General features: G+C 57.3%; 24 protein-coding genes. 14 read left to right on the top strand and 10 right to left on the bottom strand.

Annotated elements, in window-relative coordinates; genetic code table 11:
- Positions 1–4: 4 nt before the first annotated feature.
- On the bottom strand, positions 5–676 hold the full coding sequence (pgl, locus tag BLU89_RS03145) for a 6-phosphogluconolactonase (protein WP_074734398.1): 672 nt from the start codon (positions 674–676) through the stop codon (positions 5–7).
- Positions 673–2,127 carry a glucose-6-phosphate dehydrogenase gene (gene zwf / locus BLU89_RS03140; RefSeq protein WP_074734396.1) on the bottom strand — a complete coding sequence of 485 codons (1,455 nt, stop codon included), beginning with the start codon at positions 2,125–2,127 and terminating at the stop codon, positions 673–675. Before zwf ends, pgl begins: the two co-directional genes overlap by 4 nt.
- A gap of 163 nt (positions 2,128–2,290) precedes the next feature.
- Between zwf and BLU89_RS03135 the strand changes: the two genes are divergently transcribed.
- The gene (locus BLU89_RS03135; protein WP_074734395.1) at positions 2,291–3,244 is read left to right on the top strand and encodes a radical SAM protein; all 954 of its coding nucleotides are present in this window, start codon (positions 2,291–2,293) and stop codon (positions 3,242–3,244) included.
- A gap of 3 nt (positions 3,245–3,247) precedes the next feature.
- Here BLU89_RS03135 and BLU89_RS03130 read toward each other — a convergent pair whose 3' ends face one another.
- Positions 3,248–3,517, bottom strand: a complete 270-nt coding sequence (locus BLU89_RS03130; protein WP_074736345.1) for an usg protein — start codon at positions 3,515–3,517, stop codon at positions 3,248–3,250.
- A 223-nt stretch (positions 3,518–3,740) separates the two neighbouring features.
- On the opposite strand from BLU89_RS03130, the gene gyrA reads away from it, so the two are divergent.
- Complete coding sequence (gene gyrA / locus BLU89_RS03125; protein WP_245709694.1) at positions 3,741–6,446, top strand: DNA gyrase subunit A; 2,706 nt, start codon at positions 3,741–3,743, stop codon at positions 6,444–6,446.
- A 56-nt stretch (positions 6,447–6,502) separates the two neighbouring features.
- On the opposite strand, the gene BLU89_RS03120 is transcribed toward gyrA, so the two are convergent.
- From BLU89_RS03120 to BLU89_RS03105, 4 genes are all read right to left on the bottom strand, one after another.
- Positions 6,503–7,135 (bottom strand): alpha/beta hydrolase family protein, encoded by a 633-nt coding sequence (locus BLU89_RS03120; RefSeq protein WP_143030509.1) that lies wholly within the window; start codon positions 7,133–7,135, stop codon positions 6,503–6,505.
- A gap of 266 nt (positions 7,136–7,401) precedes the next feature.
- Positions 7,402–8,871, bottom strand: a complete 1,470-nt coding sequence (locus BLU89_RS03115) for a carboxypeptidase M32 (protein WP_074734389.1) — start codon at positions 8,869–8,871, stop codon at positions 7,402–7,404.
- Positions 8,872–8,876: 5 nt separating this feature from the next.
- Entirely contained in the window at positions 8,877–10,022 is a 1,146-nt protein-coding gene (gene ctaA, locus BLU89_RS03110; protein ID WP_074734387.1) for a heme A synthase, read from the bottom strand.
- Between the two features lie 62 nt (positions 10,023–10,084).
- Complete coding sequence (locus BLU89_RS03105; protein WP_074734385.1) at positions 10,085–10,828, bottom strand: RNA methyltransferase; 744 nt, start codon at positions 10,826–10,828, stop codon at positions 10,085–10,087.
- A gap of 154 nt (positions 10,829–10,982) precedes the next feature.
- Here BLU89_RS03105 and BLU89_RS03100 point away from each other — a divergent pair, with 154 nt between their 5' ends.
- The 4 genes from BLU89_RS03100 (at position 10,983) to BLU89_RS03085 (ending at position 14,205) form a co-directional block, all read left to right on the top strand.
- Positions 10,983–11,603, top strand: coding sequence for a thiamine phosphate synthase (locus BLU89_RS03100; protein ID WP_074734383.1), 621 nt, complete (start codon positions 10,983–10,985; stop codon positions 11,601–11,603).
- Positions 11,604–11,658: 55 nt separating this feature from the next.
- Positions 11,659–12,552: a PfkB family carbohydrate kinase gene (locus tag BLU89_RS03095; protein WP_143030537.1), complete on the top strand. Its 894-nt coding sequence runs from the start codon at positions 11,659–11,661 to the stop codon at positions 12,550–12,552.
- Complete coding sequence (locus tag BLU89_RS03090; protein WP_074734380.1) at positions 12,549–13,463, top strand: pseudouridine-5'-phosphate glycosidase; 915 nt, start codon at positions 12,549–12,551, stop codon at positions 13,461–13,463. Before BLU89_RS03095 ends, BLU89_RS03090 begins: the two co-directional genes overlap by 4 nt.
- A 64-nt stretch (positions 13,464–13,527) precedes the next feature.
- The gene (locus BLU89_RS03085) at positions 13,528–14,205 is read left to right on the top strand and encodes a DUF502 domain-containing protein (RefSeq protein WP_074734378.1); all 678 of its coding nucleotides are present in this window, start codon (positions 13,528–13,530) and stop codon (positions 14,203–14,205) included.
- 11 nt (positions 14,206–14,216) lie between these two features.
- Here the strand turns inward: BLU89_RS03085 and BLU89_RS03080 are convergent, their stop codons facing one another.
- The gene (locus BLU89_RS03080) at positions 14,217–15,242 is read right to left on the bottom strand and encodes a patatin-like phospholipase family protein (protein WP_074734376.1); all 1,026 of its coding nucleotides are present in this window, start codon (positions 15,240–15,242) and stop codon (positions 14,217–14,219) included.
- 67 nt (positions 15,243–15,309) lie between these two features.
- On the bottom strand, positions 15,310–16,083 hold the full coding sequence (locus BLU89_RS03075; protein WP_074734374.1) for a 3-hydroxybutyrate dehydrogenase: 774 nt from the start codon (positions 16,081–16,083) through the stop codon (positions 15,310–15,312).
- Between the two features lie 294 nt (positions 16,084–16,377).
- Between BLU89_RS03075 and BLU89_RS03070 the strand changes: the two genes are divergently transcribed.
- The 5 genes from BLU89_RS03070 to BLU89_RS03050 all read left to right on the top strand — a co-directional run bounded on the left by BLU89_RS03070 (position 16,378) and on the right by BLU89_RS03050 (position 20,647).
- Positions 16,378–18,204, top strand: coding sequence for an extracellular solute-binding protein (locus tag BLU89_RS03070; protein WP_074734372.1), 1,827 nt, complete (start codon positions 16,378–16,380; stop codon positions 18,202–18,204).
- Between the two features lie 32 nt (positions 18,205–18,236).
- Entirely contained in the window at positions 18,237–19,061 is an 825-nt protein-coding gene (locus BLU89_RS03065) for an arsenate reductase/protein-tyrosine-phosphatase family protein (protein WP_074734371.1), read from the top strand.
- Between the two features lie 26 nt (positions 19,062–19,087).
- The gene (locus BLU89_RS03060; RefSeq protein WP_074734369.1) at positions 19,088–19,564 is read left to right on the top strand and encodes an arsenate reductase ArsC; all 477 of its coding nucleotides are present in this window, start codon (positions 19,088–19,090) and stop codon (positions 19,562–19,564) included.
- A complete protein-coding gene (locus BLU89_RS03055) occupies positions 19,561–20,220 on the top strand; it encodes an aquaporin (RefSeq protein ID WP_074734367.1) in 660 nt (219 codons plus the stop codon). The genes BLU89_RS03060 and BLU89_RS03055 overlap by 4 nt, the downstream gene beginning before the upstream one ends.
- Before the next feature lie 190 nt (positions 20,221–20,410).
- Entirely contained in the window at positions 20,411–20,647 is a 237-nt protein-coding gene (locus BLU89_RS03050; protein ID WP_074734365.1) for a hypothetical protein, read from the top strand.
- On the opposite strand, the gene BLU89_RS03045 is transcribed toward BLU89_RS03050, so the two are convergent.
- Positions 20,636–21,259 (bottom strand): helix-turn-helix domain-containing protein, encoded by a 624-nt coding sequence (locus BLU89_RS03045; RefSeq protein ID WP_074734363.1) that lies wholly within the window; start codon positions 21,257–21,259, stop codon positions 20,636–20,638. The genes BLU89_RS03050 and BLU89_RS03045 overlap by 12 nt on opposite strands.
- Positions 21,260–21,324: 65 nt before the next feature.
- Between BLU89_RS03045 and BLU89_RS03040 the strand changes: the two genes are divergently transcribed.
- From BLU89_RS03040 to BLU89_RS03030, 3 genes are all read left to right on the top strand, one after another.
- Positions 21,325–22,842: a class I adenylate-forming enzyme family protein gene (locus BLU89_RS03040; RefSeq protein ID WP_074734361.1), complete on the top strand. Its 1,518-nt coding sequence runs from the start codon at positions 21,325–21,327 to the stop codon at positions 22,840–22,842.
- The gene (locus tag BLU89_RS03035) at positions 22,839–23,498 is read left to right on the top strand and encodes a DsbA family oxidoreductase (RefSeq protein ID WP_074734359.1); all 660 of its coding nucleotides are present in this window, start codon (positions 22,839–22,841) and stop codon (positions 23,496–23,498) included. Before BLU89_RS03040 ends, BLU89_RS03035 begins: the two co-directional genes overlap by 4 nt.
- 73 nt (positions 23,499–23,571) lie before the next feature.
- Entirely contained in the window at positions 23,572–24,780 is a 1,209-nt protein-coding gene (locus BLU89_RS03030) for a multidrug effflux MFS transporter (RefSeq protein WP_074734357.1), read from the top strand.
- Positions 24,781–24,837: the final 57 nt, after the last annotated feature.

Below are 24,837 nucleotides of genomic sequence, written 5' to 3'. Positions count from 1 at the left end.
GCGCCTACTCCGCCCAATGGACCGACATGCCGCTCAGAACGGCTGCGATTGGCGCCTCTTCGGGCGGCAACGACGTGGCGCGGCCAAACGCATTGCGCTTGGCTTCCCCGAATATGACGAGATGCTTCGACAACGCGCCCTCTAGTACTGGCGCTGTCAGCGTGATCCGCGCCTCAGGCTGTACATCCGTACGCGCCACGGCCAGCGTGGGCGCATGACTGTCCAACGCGGCGGACAAGCCCTCCATCCCGGGGAAAAGTGAAGCTGTATGCATATCTTCCCCCATACCCAGCACAAGAACCGATAAGGGCAGGATCGGGGTGATCAGGCTTTCAATCTCGGGCAGGACCGCCTCGGGCTCATGGCCCGCAACAAACAAAGGAATGTACTGCGCGACAGATGCTCGGTTTGTCAGCAACCGGTCACGGATCAACCGCTCATTCGAGCGTTCGTGATCGCCCGGCACACACCGTTCATCGGTGGGCAGAACACACACACGATCCCACTCAAGATCAGCCGCACATAACCCATCGAAAACGGGGCCTGGAGTTGTGCCTCCGGGCACAGCCAGCGAGACCGTATCATGATGTAGCAACGCAGCCTCAAGATCCCCGGCCAGTGCATTCGCGACATCAATAGCAAGCATGTCGCGGTCGGCATATTCTTTGATATTCATGGGTTTATTCCTTGCCAGCGGCGGTGGTCTCGTTTCATCAACAGCTCGGCGTCACCGGGGCCGGTACTGCCGTTCTCATAGGGTTTGGGCACGTCTCCGCGCGCCTGCCAGCCCGCGATGATCGGGTCGGTCCAGGCCCATGCGGCCTCAACCTCATCACCGCGCATGAACAGCGTCTGGTTGCCACGAATGACATCCATCACCAACCGTTCATAAGCGTCGGGCGGGTCCTGGCTCTCTGGACCCAGTGCCTCGGCAAAACTCATGTCCAGCGGGACGTCGACCAGACGCATTCCACCCTGCCCCGGTTCTTTGATCGTCACCGTTAGGGTAATGCCTTCATTCGGCTGCAACCGGATCGACAAAGCATTGGCATGGCGCCCGGCTTCCTCTCCGAAGATCGAGTGCGGTGCGTCCTTGAACATCACATTAATGACCGAGGATCGTGCCACCAGTTCTTTGCCCGTGCGCAGATAAAACGGAGTGCCCGCCCATCGCCAGTTGCTGACATGCGCGCGCAATGCGACATAGCTTTCAGTCGTGGATCGCGGATTTCCGGCAACCTCGCGATATCCCCGGCCATTCGCGCCCCCGGCAAACTGACCCCGCACGATGTGGTGCGGTTCAACCGGGTCCAGTGCGCGGATCACCTTGAGCTTTTCATCGCGCACCGCGTCGGGATCGAATTTCGCAGGCGGCTCCATTGCGATCAGACACAAAAGCTGCATCAAATGATTCTGCATCATGTCGCGCATCGCACCAGCGCGCTCATAATATTCCTCGCGCCCGTCGATACCGACTGTCTCGGCCACCGTAATCTGAATGTGGTCAACATACTGGCTGTTCCAGAGCGGTTCGAACAACATGTTCCCAAACCGCACAGCCATCAGGTTCTGGACCGTCTCTTTGCCCAGATAGTGATCGATCCGATAGATCTGCCCTTCGTCAAAATGCGCCGCCAGCGTCGCGTTCAGCGCACGCGCGCTCTCTAGATCGTGCCCAAAGGGTTTTTCAACAACGATTCGGGTTTGGGCGTTGGCCAGATCATGCGCCCTTATCCGTTCAGCCAGCGGGCCGAACAATCTCGGCCCGACCGAGAAGTAGAAGGCCCGCACACGTTCAGTTCTCAGCGTCTTGGCCAATTGCGCCCAGCCGTCTTCGGACAAAGCGTCCAACGCGACGTATTCCACCCGCTGCAGAAAACCTTTTACGGCTTCGGGGTCTTTAGAACGCTTGGGCGCGTGTTTGCGCAACGAGTCGGACACCATGTCTCGGAATGCATCAGTGGTTAATCCGGCCCGGGCAGCTCCGATGATCCGCGTGGCGTTAGGCCACTGCCCGGCGCAATAACGACGAAACAGCGCCGGCACGATCTTGCGCTGTGCCAGATCGCCGGTTCCACCGAAAATGACCAGATCAAACGGGTCTACAGGGATAACGCGAGAAACCATGGCTTTTCCTTACCTTGCCGCTTGCGGCATGTCCAATGTTAGCGCAATCAATCTGCGATTTTGTTCCGACATCAAAACTCTGTCAGCAAAGGATGATCGCACTTAACTAAACCGTCGCTAACGGTTAAGTCGGATCGGTCACTGCACAAAACCGGATGCCGGAATGAAAGACAACGCCCCTCAGGCAGCCAATATCGGAAAGTTCCAAAACTGTCTGGTGACAGCGGACGGACAGACGCGCGCGTCCGTTGCTCTGACCAAGCCCGAGACTTTGTGGTTCAACACCGGTACGCTGTGCAACATCGAATGCGTGAACTGCTATATCGCCAGCAGTCCGACCAATGATGCGTTGGTTTACATCACGGCGGATGAAGTGCGCGACTATCTGGACCAGATCGACTTGCGCCAGTGGCCGATCCACGAGATTGGTTTCACCGGGGGTGAACCCTTTATGAACCCCGAGATGATCGAGATGACCCGCGCCGCCCTAGAGCGCAGATACGAGGTTTTGATCCTGACCAACGCCATGTTGCCTATGATGCGCCGCAAGATGCGTGAAGGCTTGTTGGAATTGCAGCGCGATTACGGCGACAAGCTGACGCTGCGGATCTCTGTCGATCATTACCGCCCTGCGTTGCACGACGAAGAGCGCGGCAAGGGCAGTTTCGCCAAAACTGTGACGGGAATGGAGTGGCTGCGGGACAACGGCTTTAAGATGGCCATTGCCGGGCGGACAGTCTGGGGGGATAGCGACGCCGAAAGCCGCGCGGGCTATGGCGCGTTCTTTGCAGAGCACCGCTTTGACATCGATCCCCATAATCCCGGGCAAACTGTGCTGTTCCCCGAGATGGATGAGACCGTTGAAGTTCCTGAAATTACAACCGATTGTTGGAACATTTTGAACAAATCCCCCGAATCGGTCATGTGCGCCAGCTCGCGCATGGTCGTCAAACGCAAAGGCGCGGATCGACCTGCGGTTCTGGCGTGTACCCTGCTGCCCTACGCACCCGAGTTCGAGTTGGGCACGACCCTCGCCGAGGCTGAATCCGAAGTCTATCTGAACCACCCGCATTGCGCGAAATTCTGTGTTCTCGGCGGGGCTAGCTGTTCGGCCTGAGGCTTAGTTTACCCGGAACTCACCCACCATGTTGCGCCATTCGCCCGGCGCGATCATCTTGCGATGCGTGAATTTGACCGAGTGCAACGGACCTTCGATCTCGCGCTGCCAGAATTCAATAAACTTAAACAGTTTCGGATGGTCAGGCGCCAGATCATATTCCTGCCATATGAAGGTGTTCAGCACGTGAACATAGTCAGGCATATGATAGAAAAATTCCGCCGTCGTCAGCCCGTACCCCTTAAGCATCAATTCGGTTTCGTTTTGCTCCATGCAGACCTCCAAAATCATGTAAGGTCTCTTCAGCGTACCACGAAAATTACCTAATACTTATATAACAATATGTTACTCTGGCGTTACCGACCTAATTTACCCACGGGACAGTTGCTTGCTTGCACCTTATATGCCGCGTCTGATAAGGTGCATCCACAAGATATAGATCAAAAACAAGACACAGGCAGCCTACGTGAGCGATACGCCAGAAACACCTGAAAACATGGATGAAACTCCGCCAGAACGCCCGGTCTATGATGGTCCGACGGTCTCTATCGAATCCGAGATGCGCACGTCCTATCTGGACTATGCCATGTCTGTCATCGTTTCTCGCGCGATCCCCGATCTGCGCGATGGGTTGAAACCGGTGCACCGCCGCATTCTCTATGCGATGCACGAGACCGGAAACACGCATGACAAATCCTATCGCAAGTCGGCCCGCCCGGTGGGTGACGTGATGGGTAAATACCACCCACACGGCGACAGTGCGATCTATGACGCCTTGGTACGGATGGCACAGGACTTCTCGATGTCGCTGCCGCTGCTGGATGGTCAGGGCAACTTTGGCTCGATGGACGGCGATAACCCGGCGGCCATGCGTTACACCGAAGTGCGGATGGACAAGCCCGCTGCATATCTTCTGGCTGATATCGAAAAAGATACGGTCGATTTTCAAGACAACTATGACGGCAAAGACAAAGAACCGACCGTCCTGCCCGCCCGCTTCCCGAACATGCTGGTCAATGGTGCCGGTGGTATCGCTGTGGGTATGGCAACCAACATTCCTCCACACAATCTGGGCGAAGTCATCGACGCGACGCTGGCACTGATCGACGATCCGGACCTGACATCAGAGCAGTTGATCGAATACGTTCCCGGCCCCGACTTTCCGACCGGCGGTGTGATGCTGGGCCGGTCCGGCGCGCGCAAAGCCTATCTGGAAGGCCGCGGCAGCGTCATCATCCGCTCCAAGACCCGCGTCGAGGAAATCCGCAAGGATCGCTATGCCATCGTCGTGGATGAGATCCCTTATCAGGTGAACAAAGCCTCGATGATCGAGAAAATCGCCGAAGCAGTGCGCGAGAAACGCATCGAAGGCGTCGCCCACGTGCAGGACGAATCCGACCGCAACGGTGTACGTGTCGTAGTCGAACTTAAACGCGATGCAACACCCGAAGTGGTCTTGAATCAACTGTTCCGCTTCTCGCCGATGCAGACCTATTTCGGCTGTAACATGCTGGCACTGAATGGCGGACGGCCCGAACAGTTGACGTTACGTCGCTTTTTGACCTCGTTTATCGATTTCCGCGAGGATGTCGTCGCCCGTCGAACCGCGCATCTGTTGCGTAAGGCGCGCGAACGCAGCCACATTCTATGTGGTCTGGCCGTGGCCGTCACCAATATCGATGAGATTGTTACGACGATCCGCCAATCTGCAGACGCCGCCGAAGCCCGTGAAAAGCTGATGACCCGGCGTTGGCCCGCGCAGCCGATCCTGGAATACATCGCACTGATCGATGATCCGACCCACACGGCAAACGAGGATGGGACCTATAACCTGTCCGAAACACAAGCCCGCGCCATTTTGGAATTGCGGTTGCAGCGCCTGACCCAGATTGGCGTGAAAGAAGTCACCGACGAGTTGGAAGAACTAGCAGGCAAGATCAAGGAATACCTTGAAATTCTTGGATCTCGCGAACGCATTATGTCCATTATCGGTGACGAACTGCGTGAAGTACGCGAACAGTTTGCTGTGCCGCGACGCACGGAAATCGTCGACTGGTCTGGCGACATGGACGACGAAGACCTGATCGAACGCGAAGATATGGTCGTGACCGTCACCTCAGGCGGCTACATCAAGCGTACCCCGCTGGCCGACTTCCGTGCTCAGAAACGTGGCGGCAAGGGCTTGTCGGGTATGCAAACCAAAGAAGAGGACGTTGTCACCAACCTCTTCGTGGCCAATACTCACACGCAACTGTTGTTCTTCACCACCGATGGCATGGTCTACAAGCTCAAGACCTGGCGTCTGCCGCAATCGGGGCGAACCGGCAAAGGCAAGGCTATCGTCAATATACTGCCAATCCCGACCGGGGTTTCCATCGCCGCGATCATGCCAGTGGATGTGCCGGATGAAGAATGGGAAAACTTGCAAATCGTGTTCGCCACCAGTGCGGGCACCGTGCGACGCAACCGCCTGTCGGATTTCACCAATGTGAAACGCAACGGCAAGATCGCCATGAAGTTCGAAGAAGATCATGCGGATACCAAACTGATCAACGCACGTATCTGCTCGGATGATGATGACGTGATGCTGGTCACCAAATCCGGTCGTGCAATTCGCTTTTCAACAACGGATGTACGCGTCTTTAACAGCCGGTCCTCGGTCGGTGTGCGCGGTGTGCGCCTGACCGGCAAGGATGAGGTAGTCTCGATGTCTGTTATCCGCCACTTCAACGCCACTTCAGATGAACGGGCCGCCTACCTTAAGATGCGCCGTCTGATGGCTGGCGTGACGGATGAGGCCGAGACAGATGAAGATGAAGGCAATGCCGACAGCGTCCTGCCTCAGGAACGCTATGCCGAGATGTCGGCGGCCGAGAACCTGATTTTGACCATCACCGCTGGTGGCGCTGGCAAACTAAGCTCCAGCCACGACTACCCCGTTCGCGGGCGTGGCGGTATGGGTGTTGCGGCCATGGACAAGGCCATGCGCGGCGGTGAATTGGTGGCATCCTTCCCGGTTGAGATTGACGATCAGATCATGCTGGCCACCTCCAAAGGTCAGTCGATCCGGGTGCCAGTTGATGGAATATCCTTCCGCTCCCGCAGCGCCGGGGGTGTGAAGGTCTTCAACACCGGCAAAGGCGAAGAGGTCGTCAGTGTGGCCTGGATCGCCGAACAGGGTGACGAAGAGGTCGAAGAGTGAACTCACCACGGATCTCAGGGCGCAGCGGCCCAGTGATCCGTTGTTGTACAGCCTCCCTAGTTTTTGGCCGGCAATTTCTCGAACCAGTCAAGCACAAGAGTCATCCAACCTTGGGGAATTCCGTGGCCACCTTCAAACCCAAGCAGGGAAATTTTGCTTCCGGTTTCGCATTCGCTCCAGTTTCTTCGATCGTGTTTCTCGGTCTGAATAAACTCGTTTGAATGGCATTTCGATAGTATTGCAAGGCCACCCGCGGACTCCACCGCCCCCAGATAGCCCGGATAGACTTCGCGAGAACTGGCCCCTTCGAAGGGGATGACTGTGTCCGAGTAGCCATGGCTGTAGAACATGTTGAATTCGAAATCCGAGGTGGTGCAACCGCCGGGATTGTTTCGTTCCAGCGTCCCGCCGATCGGTGCAAAGGCTGTCAGGCGTGGGTCACTACCTTCACAGGCAAGGTACCAGGCGAACGATCCTCCTCGTGAGTGGCCGGATACCAGGATACGCGAAGCATCGAGAGGAAACCGCTTGGCGGCATCATCGATCACCTGCGTGACAAAATCAAAATCCGTTCTGCCATATGTCGACATATCCCAAACCCAACCAGTGCCGGGCCCGTTCACATAGTTGATGTCAAGCGCCGTCGGGGAAATGATTGCATAGCCACGTTCGAGGATCGGTCGAACCAATCTCTGCTTCCGGATGAGACCTTGGCCGGTTCCGTTCGATCCGGGAAAGAAAATAACAGCAGGAAATGGCCCAACGCCTTTAGGAAACAGCGCGCTGTATTGCCGATTAGAAACATAGCAAGGAGCACCAACGCCACCACAGTCAAACGTCTGAGATAACCGCGCAAAGTACGCGTCAGTGGATCGACCTTTCAAAGCCAGGAAAAGGGCCAGCGCGGCCACGGCAATCGCGGCCAACCTGATGCCAGATTTCGCGCGCCATTTCGTCAAAGCTCGTAAAGCCCACCAAATTTCTGCTCAAGATAAACCAACAAAGGCTCCGGCCCTGGCTCTACCCCACTGGCGCGCTTGATAATTTCACGAGGCGCATAAAGCCCGCCGAATTGCTGGACGTTCTCGCGCAACCAACCCGTCGCGTCCGAGGTGTCGCCCTTTGCCAATTGTGTATCCAATTCCGGAACAGCTTTCTGTAACGCTTGGTTGAGGCATCCCGCGTAGACATTACCCAGCGAATAGGTTGGGAAGTACCCAAACAGGCCGACAGACCAGTGCACATCCTGCAGACATCCATTCGATGGCTTGTCGACCGCATATCCGAAATCGGCAGCGAAACGATCGTTCCACGCGGCTTCAAGGTCGCCGACCTGAAGATCACCCGCCATCAGCGCCCGCTCAAGATCGAAGCGCAGCATGATATGCAGGTTGTACTGAACCTCATCCGCTTCGGTTCGGATATATCCGTTGTGCACACGATTAACCGTTGCGTAGAAGGCATCAGCATCAGCGATACCAAAATCGCCAAAGGCTTCTTTCATCTGGTCGAACAGCCAGCCGGTAAACGCGCGAGACCTGCCCAACTGGTTTTCGTAAATCCGGCTCTGGCTTTCATGCACCCCCATGGATACGCCGCGTCCCAATGGCGTCAGCAGATAGGCCGGATCAATGCCTTGTTCATAGGCCGCATGCCCCACCTCATGAATCGTCGAGTAGAAACAGTTGAACGGGTCGGTCTCGCTGGTTCTGGTGGTGATCCGCACATCCAACCCACTGCCCGAACTAAACGGGTGCACCGCTTTGTCCACGCGGCCATTGTTCAGGTCATACCCAAATGCTACTGCCAGCTTTTGCGTCAGTCGCATCTGGGTCAATTCGTCAAAGCTGCCGGTCAGTGCCGCGGGTTCGGGCCGATCCAGTACTGCCGCGCGCAAGGCGACCAAACGCGGGCGCATCTGGTCGAATATCTCGGCAATCTGGGCGCCTGCTGTATGGGGTTCGTAATCCTCGACCATTGCGTCATAGATATCGCCCCCTTGGGCAAGCGCCGAGCCCTCCTCACGCTTGAGCGCAACAACCTCTTCCAGAACAGGTAGAAATGCTGCGACATCCTCGTTCGCGCGGGCCTGCGCCCACTTTCCCTGAGCCTCGGACGTCAAGCGCGCAATCGCTGTTGCCAGATCCGATGGAACCTTTACCGCCCGATCATATTCACGGCGTATTTCGCGCAGCTGGGCCTTGTCCGCTTCGCTGGTTGCATATGCGCTTTCCAACCACTCTGCCACGCGCGGATCTGATCGGCGCGCGTGAAGCACGGCTTCGATCGCGGCCATCTCCTCGGCCCGCTGCGGGGCGGCGCCACGCGGCATTACGGTTTCCTGATCCCAACCCAGACGTCCGGCAATCTGACCAAGGGCCGAGGTTTGGCGCTGATAGGCCATCAAGTCGTTGAAAGCTGTCATCTAGATCATGCTCCGCGCAGAGAGGTTGAAATGGGATAGGCCGTCAGAAAACGTGCGCGCAGGATCAGTGTCCAGACCACAACAGCCATGAATTGGTGGAATATCGCGATTTGCCAGGGTGCTGCATAGATCACGGTCATGATCCCGACCACAACCTGCAGCGATAGCGCAGCGAACAGCGCATTAAAGGCGAACCGGGTCTGCGGATGCGCGCTGGCGCTGCCACGCCGCCAGACAACGACTCCGAAAGCGAACAGCAGATAGCCAGCGCAGCGGTGGATGAACTGCACCAGACCCGGACTTTCAAAGAAATTACGCCACATCGGTTCAAGCATCGTGGCATCTGGTGGTAGGAGTTGACCTCCGATCAATGGCCAATCCGTATAAGATCGGCCGGCGTCGATGCCAGCCACCAGCGCGCCAATGAGTATTTGTAAAAAGGCGAAATGCATCAGGCCTGTGGACAGCGAGAACAACCGCGTTTCTTTCGCGCGCCGGGCCTGCATCAGATCGCGTTCCTCGCGTCCCAACATGAAGATGTACCAGGCCAGAAATCCGAGTATGACGAAGGCGAGCCCCAAATGAACGGCCAGCCGATAGCTGGCGACTGCGGTCATCCCTTCGCCCTGTGTCACGCCCGACGCGACCATCCACCATCCAACTGCCCCCTGAACGCCGCCAAACGCTCCGGGGATCAGCAACCGGCCGGTCCAACCTGTCGGTATCTTGCGGGCGATAAGAAAACCAAAGAAACCAAGCGCCCAGACCAAACCGATCACGCGGCCCAGTTGGCGGTGGCCCCATTCCCACCAGTAGATTGATTTGAAGTCAGCCAGCTCCATCCACTGGTTCTGGATACGCCATTGGTCGATTTGCTGGTACTTGTCGAACTCGGCCTGCCATTCGGCTTCAGAGGTCGGCGGGATGGCTCCTGTGATCGGGCGCCATTCGGTGATGGATAGGCCGCTATCCGTCAGCCGGGTCAAGCCACCGACCGCAATCATGATGACCACTAGCGCGAACAGGATCATCAGCCAGATGCGAATGGCCTGACGCGCGCCGCCACGCCCGCGATCAATCATGCCCGGTTGAATCGCCTCTTGTTTTTCCGTGTCTGAGACGTCTTCGAAGATGCTGCGCTTACCGCTCATGCTGTCCTCTTATGCCTTGGATTTCGTCGCAAGCTAGGTCTACTTGGGCGTGAGGTCCAGCCTCAGCCCCGATCCTTCCAGCGGACCATCTGACGCATCACCCCGTGCAGCATCTGCACATCCGCCCGCGTCATCCGCATTCGCGACCATAGGTTGCGCAGGTTGGTCTTCATCCCTTCAGCCTTTTCGGGCGGGTAGAAGAAACCAGCTTCCTCCAACCGATCCTCGTAGTGCTCGACCAGTTTTTCGACCTCGATCCCCGTCGCCCAATCGCCCTTACCCAGATCGGTGGCTTCATGCACCACATCCCCGGCCTGGCGCATCCACTCATAAGCGGTCAGAAGCACACATTGTCCAAGATTCAACGAGGCATATTCAGGGTTTACCGGCACCGAGATAATCGCGTTGGCCTTGGCTATGTCCTCGTTTTCAAGCCCGGCCCGTTCAGGTCCGAACAACACAGCAACCTTTTCACCTGCAGCCACCTTTTCCGCAGCAATCTGCATCGCGCGTTCGGGGCTGAACACAGGTTTCGTCAGACCCCGCTGCCGGGCCGTGGTTGCAAAGACATAGGTGCGGTCCCCTAATGCTCCGGCCAGATCATCGAATAACTGCGCCTCATCCAACAACCGCCCTGCCCCGCTGGACATCGCCACGGCCTTGGGGTTCGGCCACCCATCGCGGGGTGCAACGATCCGCATCCGGTCCAGCCCGAAATTCCACATCGCCCGTGCCGCGGCACCAATGTTTTCGCCCATCTGCGGGCGCACAAGAACGAAAGAAGGTTGGGATGTATCGCTGGGCATCGCTATCTCCGAAAAGGTCTGCCTGCTCTAATCCCGACGCCTGCGCAGGGCAAGGCACCCTGCGTGCCAAATCACGCGCATAAGGGCATAAAAGTTTGCTTCCCGGCCGCAATCCGCTAAACCGCGCGAAAGACTAAAAACCAAGGACGCGCCAATGGACACCCCCGAGCAGCCGCAGATTTATCTGATTACTCCGCCAACGATCACCCTGAGCACGTTCCCCGACCAACTGTCCCGCGTTCTGGACGGGGTCGAGATCGCTTGTATACGGCTGGCGTTAGCGGGAAGCGATGAAGACACCATCGCCCGTGCTGCCGATGCCTGTCGCGAAGTTGCTCATGCGCACGACGTGGCGCTTGTGATATCGAACCATGTGTTGCTGGCCCAACGGCTTGGACTGGATGGGGTGCATCTGGAAGATGCAGCACGCTCGGTCAGGGCCGCACGTAAGGAGCTGGGCCCGGATGCCATCGTCGGCAGCTTTTGCGGAACCTCCAATCACGATGGCATGTCCGCTGGCGAAGGCGGAGCGGACTATGTTTCCTTTGGACCGGTCGGCAACGTCGCTCTGGGCGACGGAACCCACGCCGAGCATGATCTGTTCCAGTGGTGGTCCGAAGTGATCGAGGTTCCGGTGGTGGCCGAAGGCGGGCTAACCCAAGAACTGGTCCGTGACCTTAGCCCCTGCACTGATTTCTTCGGCATCGGGGATGAAATCTGGTCACAGGACAACCCACTGGATGCATTGAACACCCTGATCGCCGCAATGCGCTGAAGACTGTGAGCGTTAACCCTTGCACCGGCTCCGGGGCTGCGGCATGACACGAGACATGACTCAGAACAACGAAATCCTGTGTATCGGATCGGTCCTGTGGGACGTGATCGGTCGGTCTGCCAGCGTAATGCGGCAGGGATCGGATGTGCCGGGGCGGATTACCCGCTTACCCGGCGGAGTTGCCATGAACATCGCCATGACGCTGGTGCGCTTCGGGATGACCCCAACGCTACTGACTGCGATTGGTCGCGATCCCGAAGGGAACGAGCTGGTTCACGCCTGCACACGGCTGGGTATGATCACCGACCACATCTACCGCTCGCAAGACCTGCCAACTGACCGCTATATGGCTGTTGAAGGCGCTAACGGGTTGATCGCGGCGATTGCAGACGCCCATTCTCTCGAGGCGGCGGGCGCCAAGATTCTACGTCCGTTGATGCATGGTCCATTGGGTTTTGAAAACACACCCTTTGAAGGCCCCATCGCGCTGGATGGGAACTTGACCTTGGACCTGCTGAAAGAAATTGCGCAAAGCCCAGCCTTTGCCCGCGCCGATCTTCGCGTGGCCCCTGCATCACCCGGCAAGGCCGAACGTCTGTTACCCTTTCTGAAACATGCCCGCGCGACACTCTATGTGAATCTCGAAGAAGCGGGCCTGCTCTGCCAGCGCGAATTCACCGATTCCGAAAGTGCTGCCAAGGGCTTGCTTGAGCGCGGCGCGTTACGCGTTCTGGTGACCGATGGCGGCAACTCGGCCACTGTCGGCAGCGCCGAGAGTGTTCTGACCCACAAACCTCCATCCGTACTGGTCACGCGCGTGACTGGCGCAGGTGATACTTTCATGGCCGCCCATATCGCCGCCGAGGCAGACGGTGCAGACAACGACGCTGCGCTCAAGCGCGCCCTGCACGCTGCCGCAACCTACGTTTCCGGAGAAACCCCACTGTGATCAACATCCAATATTCCGCCGAGGTTCGCGCCGCAAAGGACGCAAGCCAACCCATCGTTGCACTTGAAAGCACCATCATCACCCACGGGATGCCCTACCCTCAGAACATCGAGGTGGCTGCTCAGGTCGAACAGGATATTCGCGATGCAGGCGCGGCACCCGCTACGATTGCTGTGATCGACGGCGTGTTGAATGTTGGCCTGGAGCCCGACCAGCTTAAGGCATTGGGTCAGGCGCAAGGGGTTGCCAAGTTATCGCGCGCCGATATGGCTGCCTGCCTTGCTACTGGCGGAACAGGGGCCACCACCGTCGCTGCCACCATGATAGCTGCGCATTATGCGGGTATCGAAGTCTTTGCCACCGGAGGCATCGGCGGTGTGCATCAAGGCGCTGAAACCTCGTTCGATATCTCTGCCGATCTGCATGAGCTTGCGCAAACCCCCGTGACCGTTGTCGCGGCAGGAGCCAAAGCTATCCTGGATCTGGCCAAAACGCTTGAGGTAATGGAAACGCTGGGTGTGCCTGTCATCGCGCACGGGCAGGATGAGTTTCCTGCTTTCTGGTCCGCCAAATCCCCGCTTGTTGCACCCTTGCGCATGGACAGTGCGGCAGACATTGCCAGGGCCCATGCCACCCGCCGCGCGCTGGGCCTGCCCGGCGGTCAGTTGATCGCCAACCCAATCCCGCAGGCTGATCAGATCGCAGCCGAGGAACTGGCCCCGATCATTGCATCAGCTCAGGCCGATGCCGAAACGCACAGAATAACCGGCAAGGGCGTTACCCCCTATCTGTTGCAGCGCATTTATGAACAAACCGATGGTCGTTCGTTGATCGCCAACATCGCGCTGGTGCGCAACAATGCGCGTCTGGCAGCGGGCATTGCAAAGGCGCTGGTCAAAAGCACTGAGTGACATAAGCCTATTGTACCAACGCTTAGGACTGCTTAACTAATTCCGCAAACCACTCAGGCCCGTAATGAACACACCATTTGACGAAGAACCTCATCGCCGCTCAGGCCTATTATCCGGGTTGCGCGCGTCATTTCTGACGGGCATCGTCGTCATTGCACCGGTCTGGCTGACGATCTGGCTGATCTGGTCGGTCGTGGGCTGGATCGACAGCGCCGTGCTGCCGCTGATCCCTCAGCAATTCCAGCCTGCCGAATATGTGGGGATCAACCTGCGTGGCGTCGGCGTCGTCATCTTCCTGATCTTCACGGTTGTCGTCGGGTGGGTTGCCAAAGGCATTCTTGGCCGCTCGTTGATCCATTTTGCCGAAAGTCTGGTCAATCGGATGCCCGTCGTCCGCTCAGTCTATTCCGGCATCAAGCAAATCTCGGAAACGGTTTTTGCGCAGACCGAACGCTCGTTTGAGAAAGCCTGCCTGATCCAATATCCACGCCGGGGCATATGGGCGATTGGATTTGTCTCGACCACGGCCCGGGGTGAAGTCAGCCAGCGTGCCGAAACCGGTGGCGAATTGCTGAGCATCTTTGTCCCGACCACTCCGAACCCGACTTCGGGATTCCTGCTGTTTTTTCCAGCCGAAGATGTGATCCTGCTGGACATGTCCATCGAAGACGCAGCCAAATTGGTGATTTCGGCAGGGCTTGTATACCCCAACGACAAAGATCCGACACAGCCGCCCGAGTAATTACCCTGTAATCACCCAAACATTGCGGGCAGATCGACTGTACTGCGCTCACCCAGATCAGATTTATGAGCGCGCAAAAACCGGTTGGCAGCGGTGCGACCAGCCTGTTTCAACCGGTTTAGTACAACCGGGTTCGGAACAGTCTTAGTTGCTGCTGACAGATCATTCATCAGTTCGTCATCCGCGATCATATGAACCAGAACCCGGCTCATCTCGCCCGCCCTCAACTTTCCCTCGCGCAGCAGCCGCTGCACGAAACTGATCGCCCGCAACTCACGAAACAGGGATGAGTTAAAGCTGATCTCGTTGATCCGGTTCTGTATCTGCTGTGGTGTCTTGGGCACTTCATCCCGCTCAAGCGGATTGATATTTACAATCACAACATCATCCGGAAGGCCACTGTCGAACAGAGGGTAAAGCGCCGGATTGCCGGTATAGCCTCCATCCCAATACGCCTCGGTACGGTTGGTATCCGGATCGAAAATCTCGACCGCTTGAAACAGATTGGGCAGACATGCCGAGGCCAATATCGCATCCGTCGAAATTTCATCACCCGCAAACACTCGGATCTTGCCACTGCGCACACAGGTCGCGCAAACGAACAGGCCTGGCCCCTCATCCGCACAAATTTCATCAAAGTTGAACTTGTCGACGACCGGTTCCAAGGGGTTGCGATAGAACGGCCCATAGGCGTAGGGCGACACCAGCCGCGACCATGTATCGGCGATCGAATACGGCAGCGAGTATTCCAGCGCCTGAGCGATCTGAGCGGGCTCGATGCCCCGCATCCAATGGGTGATCCGCATATCCCCCACGGCTCCCATGCGCTTCCACAATCCGTCAAGACCGGCCCGCGCGCCTTCGCGCCCTGCCTGCACCATACCGGATTTGAACGCAGCACCGTTCAGAGCCCCAGCCGAAGTTCCGGTGATCGCAGCGACCTCGATATCCTCTTCATCCAGCAGACGGTCCAGTACCCCCCAGGTGAATGCGCCGTGGGCACCGCCGCCCTGCAAAGCCAGATTGATCCGTTTCATGTTCCCGCCTCTTCATCTGGCCCAAAATGCTCCGGGATGGGTATGGGGGCTGAGCCCCCATTTAACATCAAAGTGCTGTCCAGCCTCCATCAACTGAAATCGTTGTCCCGGTAATCTGTGCCGCCGCATCCGAGCACAGGAAGATCGTTGTCCCCCCCAATTGCTCTACCGTGGCGAACTCTTTTGACGGTTGCCGCGTCAGCAGAACGTTCTTCACCACATCCTCGCGGCTCATGTTGTATTCTTTCATTGTGTTCGGGATCTGCGCCTCGACCAGCGGTGTCAGCACATAGCCCGGGCAGATCGCATTGCAGGTAATCGGTTCCTGTGCGGTTTCCAGAGCCACTGTTTTGGTCATCCCGACCACGCCGTGCTTGGCCGCGATGTAAGCCGCCTTGAAGGGTGATGCCGTCAATCCATGAGCCGAGGCGATATTCACAATCCGGCCCCACCCCGCCGCACGCATCATCGGCAATGCCGCCGCCATCGTGTGGAAGGCCGAATTCATATTGATCGCAATGATCGCGTCCCACTTATCGGCTGGAAACTGATCAATCGGGGCCACATGCTGAATACCAGCATTATTCACCAGAATGTCACAGGCACCCGCCTGCTCGATCAGGGCGCGGCATTCATCACCTTTCGACATGTCCGCCTTGATGTAGCGCGCCTTGGTTCCGGTCTCTTGCCCTATCTCGGCTGCCAGCGCGTGATCCTCATCCCGGTCAGTGAACGAGTTCAGAACCACGTCCGCACCGGCCTTGGCCAGCTCACGCGCAATGCCCAGTCCAATCCCTGAATTCGATCCCGTTATGATGGCCGTTTTTCCCGACAAGCTCATGACCGCACTCCGTCCTGATTTCATTTTCGGACACACAGTGCCATGCTGCACCTGCAAAGGAAACGGGGAATGATTTTGCGTGCGTATCCCCGCAATTTCAGCCAAAAAAAACGCCCGCACGAAGCGGGCGTTAAGTTATTGAGGCAGGTTTCATACAGGCAAGAAACCTATCGAGCAGTGCAACCTTTATAAGCAATTCTGCGCCTTCGTCCAAGCTAAAAGTTTGATAATAAGAAAAATCATGGCTACGGTGAATCCCAAATAAAATAAGGCCAGAGCAGGATTGTTTCCAAAATGAGCCCCGATTATCTTCGCCCCCTTCGTCCTGCGATTGTGGGAATCGCTTCCATTTTGGCCGCCTCGCTGGCCTCGGCAGAATCGGCCCATGGCATAGCTATGTACGGAGACCCGGCCCTACCACCGGATTTTGTGTCGCTACCCTACGCAAACCCTGACGCGCCAAAAGGTGGCAAGGTCGTGTTCGGCAATACCGGCGGCTATAACAGCCTAAACCCGTTTGTGCAAAAAGGCACCAGCCCCTGGCAGCTACGATTTTGGACTCATGAAAGCTTGATGGGCCGGTCCTGGGACGAACCTTTCTCTCTTTACGGGTTGTTAGCCGAATCAGTTGAGACCGATTCAGACCGGTCCTGGGTCGAATTTACCCTGCGTGACAACGCCCGATTCTCGGATGGTTCTCCGGTCACCGTCGATGATGTGATCTGGTCATATGAGACGCTGGGCACCGAGGGTCACCTGAGGTACCGCGGCTTGTGGGGCAAAATCGAAAGCATAGAACAGACCGGCCCGCGTAGCGTTCGGATCACCTTTAACGAGCCCGATCGGGAGCTGGCACTGATCGCCGGGTTGCGCCCGATCCTGCAGAAGGCGCAATGGGAAGGGAAATCATTCGCTGATGCCCAGTTGCACGACATTCCCATCGGGTCGGGACCTTACGTGATTGATGATTACGAAGCCGGTCGTTACGTGAATCTGCGCCGCAACCCAGACTATTGGGGAGCAGACATCCCCTACCGCAAGGGTACGATGAACCTGGACGATATGCGGATTGAATTCTACGGCGACGGCACTGTCGCCTTCGAAGCCTTCAAAGCCGGTGAACTTTCCGCTGTGCGCGAGTTCAACGCAGACAAGTGGAACACCCAATACAACTTTCCCGCAGCTCAGCGTGGCGATGTCGTGAAGACGGAAATCCCTCATCAAAAACCATCGGGCATGACCGGGTTCGCCATGAACACGCGCAAAGCTCCGTTCGACAACTGGCGGGTCCGCGAAGCCCTGACGCTGGCGTTCAACTTCGAGTTCATCAACGACACGATCACAGGCGGCGCGCAGCCCAGAATTGCCTCGTACTTCTCAGGCTCCAAACTGGGTATGAAGCCCGGCCCTGCCTCGGGACGTGTCGCCGAATTGCTGCAGCCCTATGCTGCCGAGTTACCGCCCGGAACACTAGAAGGCTATGTGCCACCACAGGGAGATGGCACCGAACGCAACCGCCGCAATGTTCGTAAAGCGCTGAAACTGCTGGAAGAGGCAGGTTGGACGGTTCAGGATGGTCTTCTGCGCAATGCCGACGGTGCGCCGTTCCGGATTGATCTGGTCATCAGTCAGGGCAGCCTGAACGTCGTGCAGGACGTCAGTGTGATCGCCGAAATCTATGCGCGCGCCCTAGAGCGACTTGGCATCCAGCTGACGGTCGAAAAGGTCGACGACGCGCAGTATACCTCGCGTATCGACGCACAAGATTTTGATATGACGCCATTTCGGCGCGCACTTTCACTGTCACCGGGCAATGAGCAGCGTTTGTACTGGGGCAGCGAAAACGCTGATACAGCAGGAACACGGAACGTGATGGGACTGACCTCACCAGCCGTGGACGGGTTAATCGACGAAATGCTGGCCTCGGAAAGCCACGAGGATTTCGTTGCCGCGACCCGAGCGCTGGATCGTGTTCTGACTGCAGGTCGATATGTCATCCCGGTCTGGAGCTTTGATGTCGGTCGCATCGCTCATATCAAAGAGCTTAAGCAACCTGAAACCTTGCCGATCTATGGCGACGGACCTGAATATATGCCTCAGGTCTGGTGGTATCAGGATTGACCACCGCTCATTATTTCCATATTTCTTGAAATATGGAAATAATGATTCACGACAGACTTGGCGCCCTTGCGCATCCTAAACGGCTGGACCTGTTCCGGCTGTTGATGCGGCGCTATCCCGATTCCGTCGCGGCAGGTGAAATTGCCGAGGCTTTGGCATTTAAGCCAAACACCACGTCGACTTACTTGAATGCACTCAAAACCGCCGGCTTGATCGAGCAATCCCGCAGCGGCACATCATTGCAATACACGGCGAACCTGCCCGCAGTGCGCAGCATGTTTGACGAGTTGTTGGGTGGATGCTGCCAGAATCGCCCCGATCTTTGCCTGCAGACCTCAGAGACACGGGTCAGATTGAACCCACACCGCATTATGAACGCCCTTTTTATCTGCACCGGAAATTCTGCCCGCTCGATCATGGCCGAAGCCATACTGAACACCGAAGGCAAAGGCCTGTTCCGCGCCTTTTCCGCTGGTACTGCGCCGTCTGAAAGTCCGAATCTGAACGTCCTCGAGTTGCTGAGGCAGAAAGGGTACGACACCTCTCTGCTCCGTTCGAAATCGGTAGATGAGTTCACGGCTCCTGACGCTCTGGAAATGGATTTCGTGTTTACCGTCTGCGACCATGCTGCAAATGAGTCCTGTCCGGCATGGCCAGGCCAGCCTATGAGCGCGCATTGGGGGCTGCCCGATCCGGTCAAGGCAGAGGGGACTCATGCCCAAAGGCAATTGGCGTTTCAACAAGCTTATGGCTTGCTTCGCAATCGCATCACTGCCTTTGCGAACCTGCCGTTTGAAACGCTTGATCGTATCTCACTGCAACACAAGGTGGACGATATCGGTCGCATGGCTGACTAACCCCCGATCAATTCAAGGATTTCCCGATGAACATACTGGTTCTGTGTACCGGCAATTCGGCCCGGTCGATTCTGCTGGAGTCGATCTTCAATCACACGGCAAAGGGGCGTGTGCGTGCTTATTCCGCAGGCTCCAATCCGGCCGGGAAGGTGCATCCGCAATCTCTGGCGCTGCTTGGTGCCAAAGGCCATGACGTCCGCGATGCGCGCTCAAAAAGCTGGGATGAGTTTGCAGTCGGGGATGCGCCTGAAATGGACGTGGTGATCACTGTCTGCGGCTCTGCTGCAGAAGAGACCTGTCCCGTTTGGCCCGGCACCCCGCTCCGTGCCCATTGGGGCGTCGAAGATCCGGCTGCTGCATCCGAAGCAGACTGGGATCGCGCCTTTCGCACAGCCTATGACATCCTGGGCCGCCGTGCCGAGGCCCTTTTGGCTCTCCCCATCGAGTCCATGGAAAGCGGCGAACTTGGCGCGCATCTGAAACGCATCGGAAGTAGCCTATGAGCGCCCGCCAATACTTCGCTGAGTTTCTTGGAACCGCTTTCCTGCTGATCGGTGTCGTCGGATCGGGCATCATGGCGCAAACTCTGTCCGATGGGAACATCGCGCTGGCTTTGCTGGCAAATGCAATCGCAACGGGCTGTATGCTCTATGCGATCATCACCACACTCGGCCCAGTCTCAGGAGCGCATTTCAATCCGGCGGTAACTTTGGCTTTCGCGCTACGGGGCGAGCATCCGTGGCGCGCGGTTGCCCCATATGTACTGGTTCAAATCGCGGGTGGTGTCATTGGTGTCTGGGCCAGCCACTACATGTTCGACCTGCCGATTCTGCAGACCTCGGGAACCCTGCATCGCACCGGATCACACCAGTGGTTCTCAGAAATCATCGCGACACTGGGTCTGCTGTTCGTTATTTTCGGCGGAATTCGGCACAAACCGGACACGGTACCAGCACTTGTGGGTCTCTATATAACGGGCGCCTACTGGTATACGTCATCCACAAGTTTTGCTAATCCTGCCGTAACCATAGCAAGGGGCTTTACGGATACGTTCGCTGGGATATACCTTGCGCATATTCCGATGTTTATATTAATGCAGATAATTGCTGTATTTATCGGACACTTGACACTGAACTGGCTGTTCAAGCCAGAAGAATAACGGACCGGCCGCCACTCACTTAACTGCAGGTCCGTAGGCCCGTTGCGGTTTCTCCGCAGCGGGTTTTTTGCGCTCGGTTGCCCTTACGGCAACATGCGACATTTTGTCATGTCTTCTACCATACCCGAACCTTCCTACGCTGGTGTCGGGGAGAGCAATCCTGAGAACATTGACAAAGGAAGGCTCGCAGATGCTGAACTGGGCTGATCTGACACAAGACTGGGGCGCGTCCTATGCACGCGCGAAACGCAGGTTTCCGAACCTGCTGGATAGGGATATGGCGCGCGTCGGCGAAGATCGCAAACGATTCGAAGCTTATCTGGCAGAGCGTCACCACCTGACGGTCAACGAAGCGCGCGAAGAACTTGAGGATTTCTTGTTCACCGAGGCTTTGAACCGCGAAGCCTCCCAGGTTTTAAGTAAGTGACGTCACCCACAAGATCGTAGCGTCTTCGTCGCTGACCGAAATAACATTGTGACCCATGCTGCCATCGTAGTATGCACTGTCGCCCCGGCGCATATCGACGGGCTCGTAGAACTCGGTAAACAACTGCACCACTCCCGTCAGAACGTACAAGAATTCCTCACCATCGTGACGAACCCAACCATCGAATTCTTCCATCGATCGTGCACGTACGCGGGCGCGGTAAGGAAGCATCTGTTTTTTGGTTAGTGTTTCGGCCAGCAGTTCGTGTTCATAGGTCGTGGTCGGGTGTGCAGCACCCTCGCCCATCTTGGTCACCGCCATCCGGCCAATCACCTGATCGCGCTGCGGCGGGGTGAACAACTGAGGCACCGATATCTCCAGCCCGATCGCCAGCTTCTTCAACGCATCATAGGTCGGTGACATCTGGCCGTTTTCGATCTTGCTGAGTGTCGATCGCGCCAACCCTGCCTGGCCGGCGGCCTGTTCCAGCGTCCAGTTGCGTGCCTTGCGCAATTCGCGCACGCGCGCGCCGAGGTCAACCGGTTCAAGCTCGGTGTTTACGCCGTTGTCGCGGGCGATGCGGACGATAGAGTTTTGATCTTTGACGGTCATGGGTCTTTCTATAGGGCCAGCCTGCCCCGCTTGCAACGCGCCTCGCGCGGCGGTAGCCAGTTCTCATGTTGTCGATTTTTGATCAGGGGCCGCCAGAGCCCTGCCCGACCCCTTTCAATCTTGCCGCACATGTCCTGCGCCATGCACAAACTTCTGCCGAGAAGACGGCGCTGTCGGTGCTGGGACCTAATGGCGCGACAGATTGGACATATTGCGCGCTGCAATCGGCGATATTGGGAACCGGCACAGGATTACTGCAGCGCGGTCTAAACGCCGGAGACATCGTTTTGATGCGGCTTGGGAACACGGTCGATTTTCCAATCGCTTATCTGGGTGCAATCGCCGTCGGGCTGGTCCCGGTACCAACCTCGTCACAACTGACCGACGCAGAAACGGCAAAGATCATCGAAGATCTGAAACCAGCCGCCATTTTGCGCGACCCCGAGGTTCCCTGCGCCCCACACCCCGATCAGATACTGCTGTTCGATTTGGTCGGGATGCGGTCATTGCCCCCGGCAACCTTTGCGATGGGCGATCCCGATCGGTTGGCCTATGTCGTCTACACCTCGGGCACATCGGGCAAACCCCGCGCGGTAGCCCATGCGCACCGTGCTATATGGGCACGGCAGATGATGGTTGACGGCTGGTACAGCCTGCAGCCTTCGGACCGTCTTTGTCACGCTGGGGCATTCAACTGGACCTATACACTGGGAACGGGGTTGATGGACCCCTGGACCATTGGCGCAACCGCCCTGATTCCAGAGGCTGGAACGGAAATCCGCGATTTACCTGCACTGCTTGGACAACACCGCGCGACCATCTTTGCCGCCGCGCCAGGTGTCTTCCGGAAGATGATGCAACGACAGGCGCCTATCAGCTTGACGGATTTGCGCCACGGCCTTTGTGCCGGCGAAAAGCTTTCGCGGCGCCTGCACGAGCAGTGGTTGGCGACCACCGGGACCGAACTGTATGAGGCATTTGGCATGTCCGAATGTTCGACCTTCATCTCATCCAGCCCCTTACACCCCGCACGTGGAGATGCATTGGGTCAGCCACAGCCGGGACGTCGCGTGGCCATTCTGGGGCCGGATGGGCCAGTTCCATGTGGACAGGAAGGCACGATTGCGATTCACCGCAATGACCCCGGCCTGATGTTGACCTACCTGAACGCGCCCAAAGAGGCCGAGGCGCGCATGGTAGGCAACTGGTTCCTGACCGGTGATCAGGGCGCGATGGCAGCAGATGGGCAGATCACCTATATGGGCCGTGACGATGACATGATGAATGCTGGCGGCTACCGGGTCTCTCCAGTCGAAGTTGAGGCAGCCTTGTCCAAACACCCCCACATCACTCAGGTCGGTGCTGCAGCGGTTGAAGTAAAGCACGACAGTTCGATCATCGTTGCCTTCTATACTGGCCCCGAAGAACTGGACGCGGCGGAACTGCGCGCCTATGTGTCTGACAAGCTGGCGCGCTACAAACAACCGCGCGCCTTTGTTCATATGTCTGCGCTGCCAACCGGGGGCAATGGCAAACTCCTGCGCCGCGCCCTGCCGGCCTATTTCAAGGCGACGTCCGAATGACCCAAACCGTCAAGCTTGACATCATGTCCGATCCGATCTGCCCCTGGTGCTATATCGGCAAAACCCATCTGGACAAAGCATTGGCCGCGGTGCCTGACCACCCATTCGTGATCGAGTGGCACCCGTTTCAGCTGAACCCCGAGATGCCGGAAACAGGCATGGACCGGCGTGCGTATCTCGAAACTAAGTTTGGTGGCAAGGAAGAGGCCGTGCGCGCCTATGCGCCCGTGGTTGAACATGCTGAAAACGCAGGTTTGAAGATCGATTTTGAAGGCATGAAACGTACGCCCAACACATTGGATGCCCACCGCCTGATCCACTGGGCCGGGATCGAGGGCAAACAGAACGCGTTGGTCGATGCGTTGTTCAATGCCTATTTCGTCGAAGCACGTGATATCGGCGACGCCGAGGTTCTGGCCGATATCGCCGACAGCGTTGGTATGGACGCAGCAGTCGTGCTGAAACTTCTGAAATCGGATGCCGACCGCGAGGACATTCGCACCCGTGACAGCCATTCCCGCGAGATGGGCGTGACCTCGGTCCCCACGTATATCGTTGCAAATCAGCACGCCGTTCCGGGTGCGCAACCTCCTGAACTATGGGAAAAAGTGATCTCGGACATCATGTCTCAGATTGAGGCTTCCCCTGCAGAATAGCACATACCTCTGTGCATTTCTGATCTAGTCCAACCCGGTGCGCCGTGATAGCGCATTTGGGAAGGAGTTCCCCATGACTAACCGCATGTCCCGGGGCGAATTCATTGCGCTGGTCGCGATGATGTTCGCCACGATTGCATTTTCGATCGACTCAATGCTGCCCGCCCTGCCCGAGATCGGGGCAGAGCTTAGCCCCAATGACATGAACAATGCGCAGCTTATTCTGACTTCGTTTGTTCTGGGCATGGGCATCGGAACCTTCTTCACGGGGCCGATTTCGGATGCAGTTGGGCGCAAACCGGTGATCTATGGGGGCGCTGCCCTCTATATTCTGGCATCGGTTGTAGCATGGTTCAGTTCGTCGCTGGAACTGGTATTGGCTGCGCGTGTTGCACAAGGGCTAGGTGCGTCAGGGCCACGCGTCGTTGCCATGGCGATTATCCGGGACCTCTTTTCAGGGCGCGAGATGGCTCGCATTATCTCAATCGCGATGATGATTTTCACGCTGGTTCCAGCGATCGCGCCATTGCTCGGCGCGGGCGTCATTGCACTGGCCGGTTGGCGCAGTATCTTTGTGTCTTTCATTTTGTTCGCGTTCGTCATTGTCGTCTGGATGGCCACACGACTGCCCGAGTCTCTGGCCCCGGAAAACCGCCGTCCCTTCCGCCTTCCGCTGATGATCGCAGCAGTGCAGGAAATGTTAACCCATCCTACCGTGCGTCTCTCAATACTGGTACAGACGCTTTGCATGGGGCTGCTGTTTACCATGCTGACGATGGTGCAGCCAATTTTTGACGTGGTGCACGACAGGGCCGAAAGTTTCCCTTTCTGGTTCGGCGTCGTGGCACTGATCTCTGGCTCGGCCAGCCTTCTGAATGCCGCTTTGGTGGTGCGAGTAGGTATGCGCCGCATGGTGACGTGGGCCTTGGGCGGCCAGATCTTGATCACAAGCTGCGTCATCGTCTTGAACATGTCACCACTTTCGCCCGACACATCCTTCGCAGTGTTCGTGGCGTGGCAGACCTCGATCTTTTTCATGGCTGGTGTAACCATGGGCAACCTGAACGCGATAGCGATGGAGCCGATGGGCCACATTGCGGGTATGGCAGCCTCGGTCATAGGATCAATCGCCACCGTGTTGGCAGCAGCGATTGCAGCCCCGATCGGGCTTCTGTTCGATGGCTCGATCACGCCACTGACGACCGGAGTGCTGGCCATGTGCATTCTTGGCTTTGGCCTGATGCTGCATATGGGTCGGATCGAAAACAGGCTGCTCGCCTGATCTGTGCAGAACCGCTGAAACGCGCTAACCTTCCCTCCATTCGTCGGGAGGGGGCGT

It is taken from the genome of Ruegeria halocynthiae (assembly GCF_900106805.1).
Taxonomy (GTDB): domain Bacteria; phylum Pseudomonadota; class Alphaproteobacteria; order Rhodobacterales; family Rhodobacteraceae; genus Ruegeria; species Ruegeria halocynthiae.
This window is presented reverse-complemented; position numbering and strand designations above follow the sequence as displayed.

Coding starts and splice junctions, on each gene's coding strand:
- pgl (WP_074734398.1), bottom strand. CDS start 676: ATGAATATCAAAGAATATGCCGACCGCGACATGCTTGCTATTGATGTC.
- zwf (WP_074734396.1), bottom strand. CDS start 2,127: ATGGTTTCTCGCGTTATCCCTGTAGACCCGTTTGATCTGGTCATTTTC.
- BLU89_RS03135 (WP_074734395.1), top strand. CDS start 2,291: ATGAAAGACAACGCCCCTCAGGCAGCCAATATCGGAAAGTTCCAAAAC.
- BLU89_RS03130 (WP_074736345.1), bottom strand. CDS start 3,517: ATGGAGCAAAACGAAACCGAATTGATGCTTAAGGGGTACGGGCTGACG.
- gyrA (WP_245709694.1), top strand. CDS start 3,741: ATGGATGAAACTCCGCCAGAACGCCCGGTCTATGATGGTCCGACGGTC.
- BLU89_RS03115 (WP_074734389.1), bottom strand. CDS start 8,871: ATGACAGCTTTCAACGACTTGATGGCCTATCAGCGCCAAACCTCGGCC.
- ctaA (WP_074734387.1), bottom strand. CDS start 10,022: ATGAGCGGTAAGCGCAGCATCTTCGAAGACGTCTCAGACACGGAAAAA.
- BLU89_RS03105 (WP_074734385.1), bottom strand. CDS start 10,828: ATGCCCAGCGATACATCCCAACCTTCTTTCGTTCTTGTGCGCCCGCAG.
- BLU89_RS03100 (WP_074734383.1), top strand. CDS start 10,983: ATGGACACCCCCGAGCAGCCGCAGATTTATCTGATTACTCCGCCAACG.
- BLU89_RS03095 (WP_143030537.1), top strand. CDS start 11,659: ATGACTCAGAACAACGAAATCCTGTGTATCGGATCGGTCCTGTGGGAC.
- BLU89_RS03085 (WP_074734378.1), top strand. CDS start 13,528: ATGAACACACCATTTGACGAAGAACCTCATCGCCGCTCAGGCCTATTA.
- BLU89_RS03080 (WP_074734376.1), bottom strand. CDS start 15,242: ATGAAACGGATCAATCTGGCTTTGCAGGGCGGCGGTGCCCACGGCGCA.
- BLU89_RS03075 (WP_074734374.1), bottom strand. CDS start 16,083: ATGAGCTTGTCGGGAAAAACGGCCATCATAACGGGATCGAATTCAGGG.
- BLU89_RS03070 (WP_074734372.1), top strand. CDS start 16,378: ATGAGCCCCGATTATCTTCGCCCCCTTCGTCCTGCGATTGTGGGAATC.
- BLU89_RS03065 (WP_074734371.1), top strand. CDS start 18,237: ATGGAAATAATGATTCACGACAGACTTGGCGCCCTTGCGCATCCTAAA.
- BLU89_RS03060 (WP_074734369.1), top strand. CDS start 19,088: ATGAACATACTGGTTCTGTGTACCGGCAATTCGGCCCGGTCGATTCTG.
- BLU89_RS03055 (WP_074734367.1), top strand. CDS start 19,561: ATGAGCGCCCGCCAATACTTCGCTGAGTTTCTTGGAACCGCTTTCCTG.
- BLU89_RS03050 (WP_074734365.1), top strand. CDS start 20,411: ATGCTGAACTGGGCTGATCTGACACAAGACTGGGGCGCGTCCTATGCA.
- BLU89_RS03045 (WP_074734363.1), bottom strand. CDS start 21,259: ATGACCGTCAAAGATCAAAACTCTATCGTCCGCATCGCCCGCGACAAC.
- BLU89_RS03040 (WP_074734361.1), top strand. CDS start 21,325: ATGTTGTCGATTTTTGATCAGGGGCCGCCAGAGCCCTGCCCGACCCCT.
- BLU89_RS03035 (WP_074734359.1), top strand. CDS start 22,839: ATGACCCAAACCGTCAAGCTTGACATCATGTCCGATCCGATCTGCCCC.
- BLU89_RS03030 (WP_074734357.1), top strand. CDS start 23,572: ATGACTAACCGCATGTCCCGGGGCGAATTCATTGCGCTGGTCGCGATG.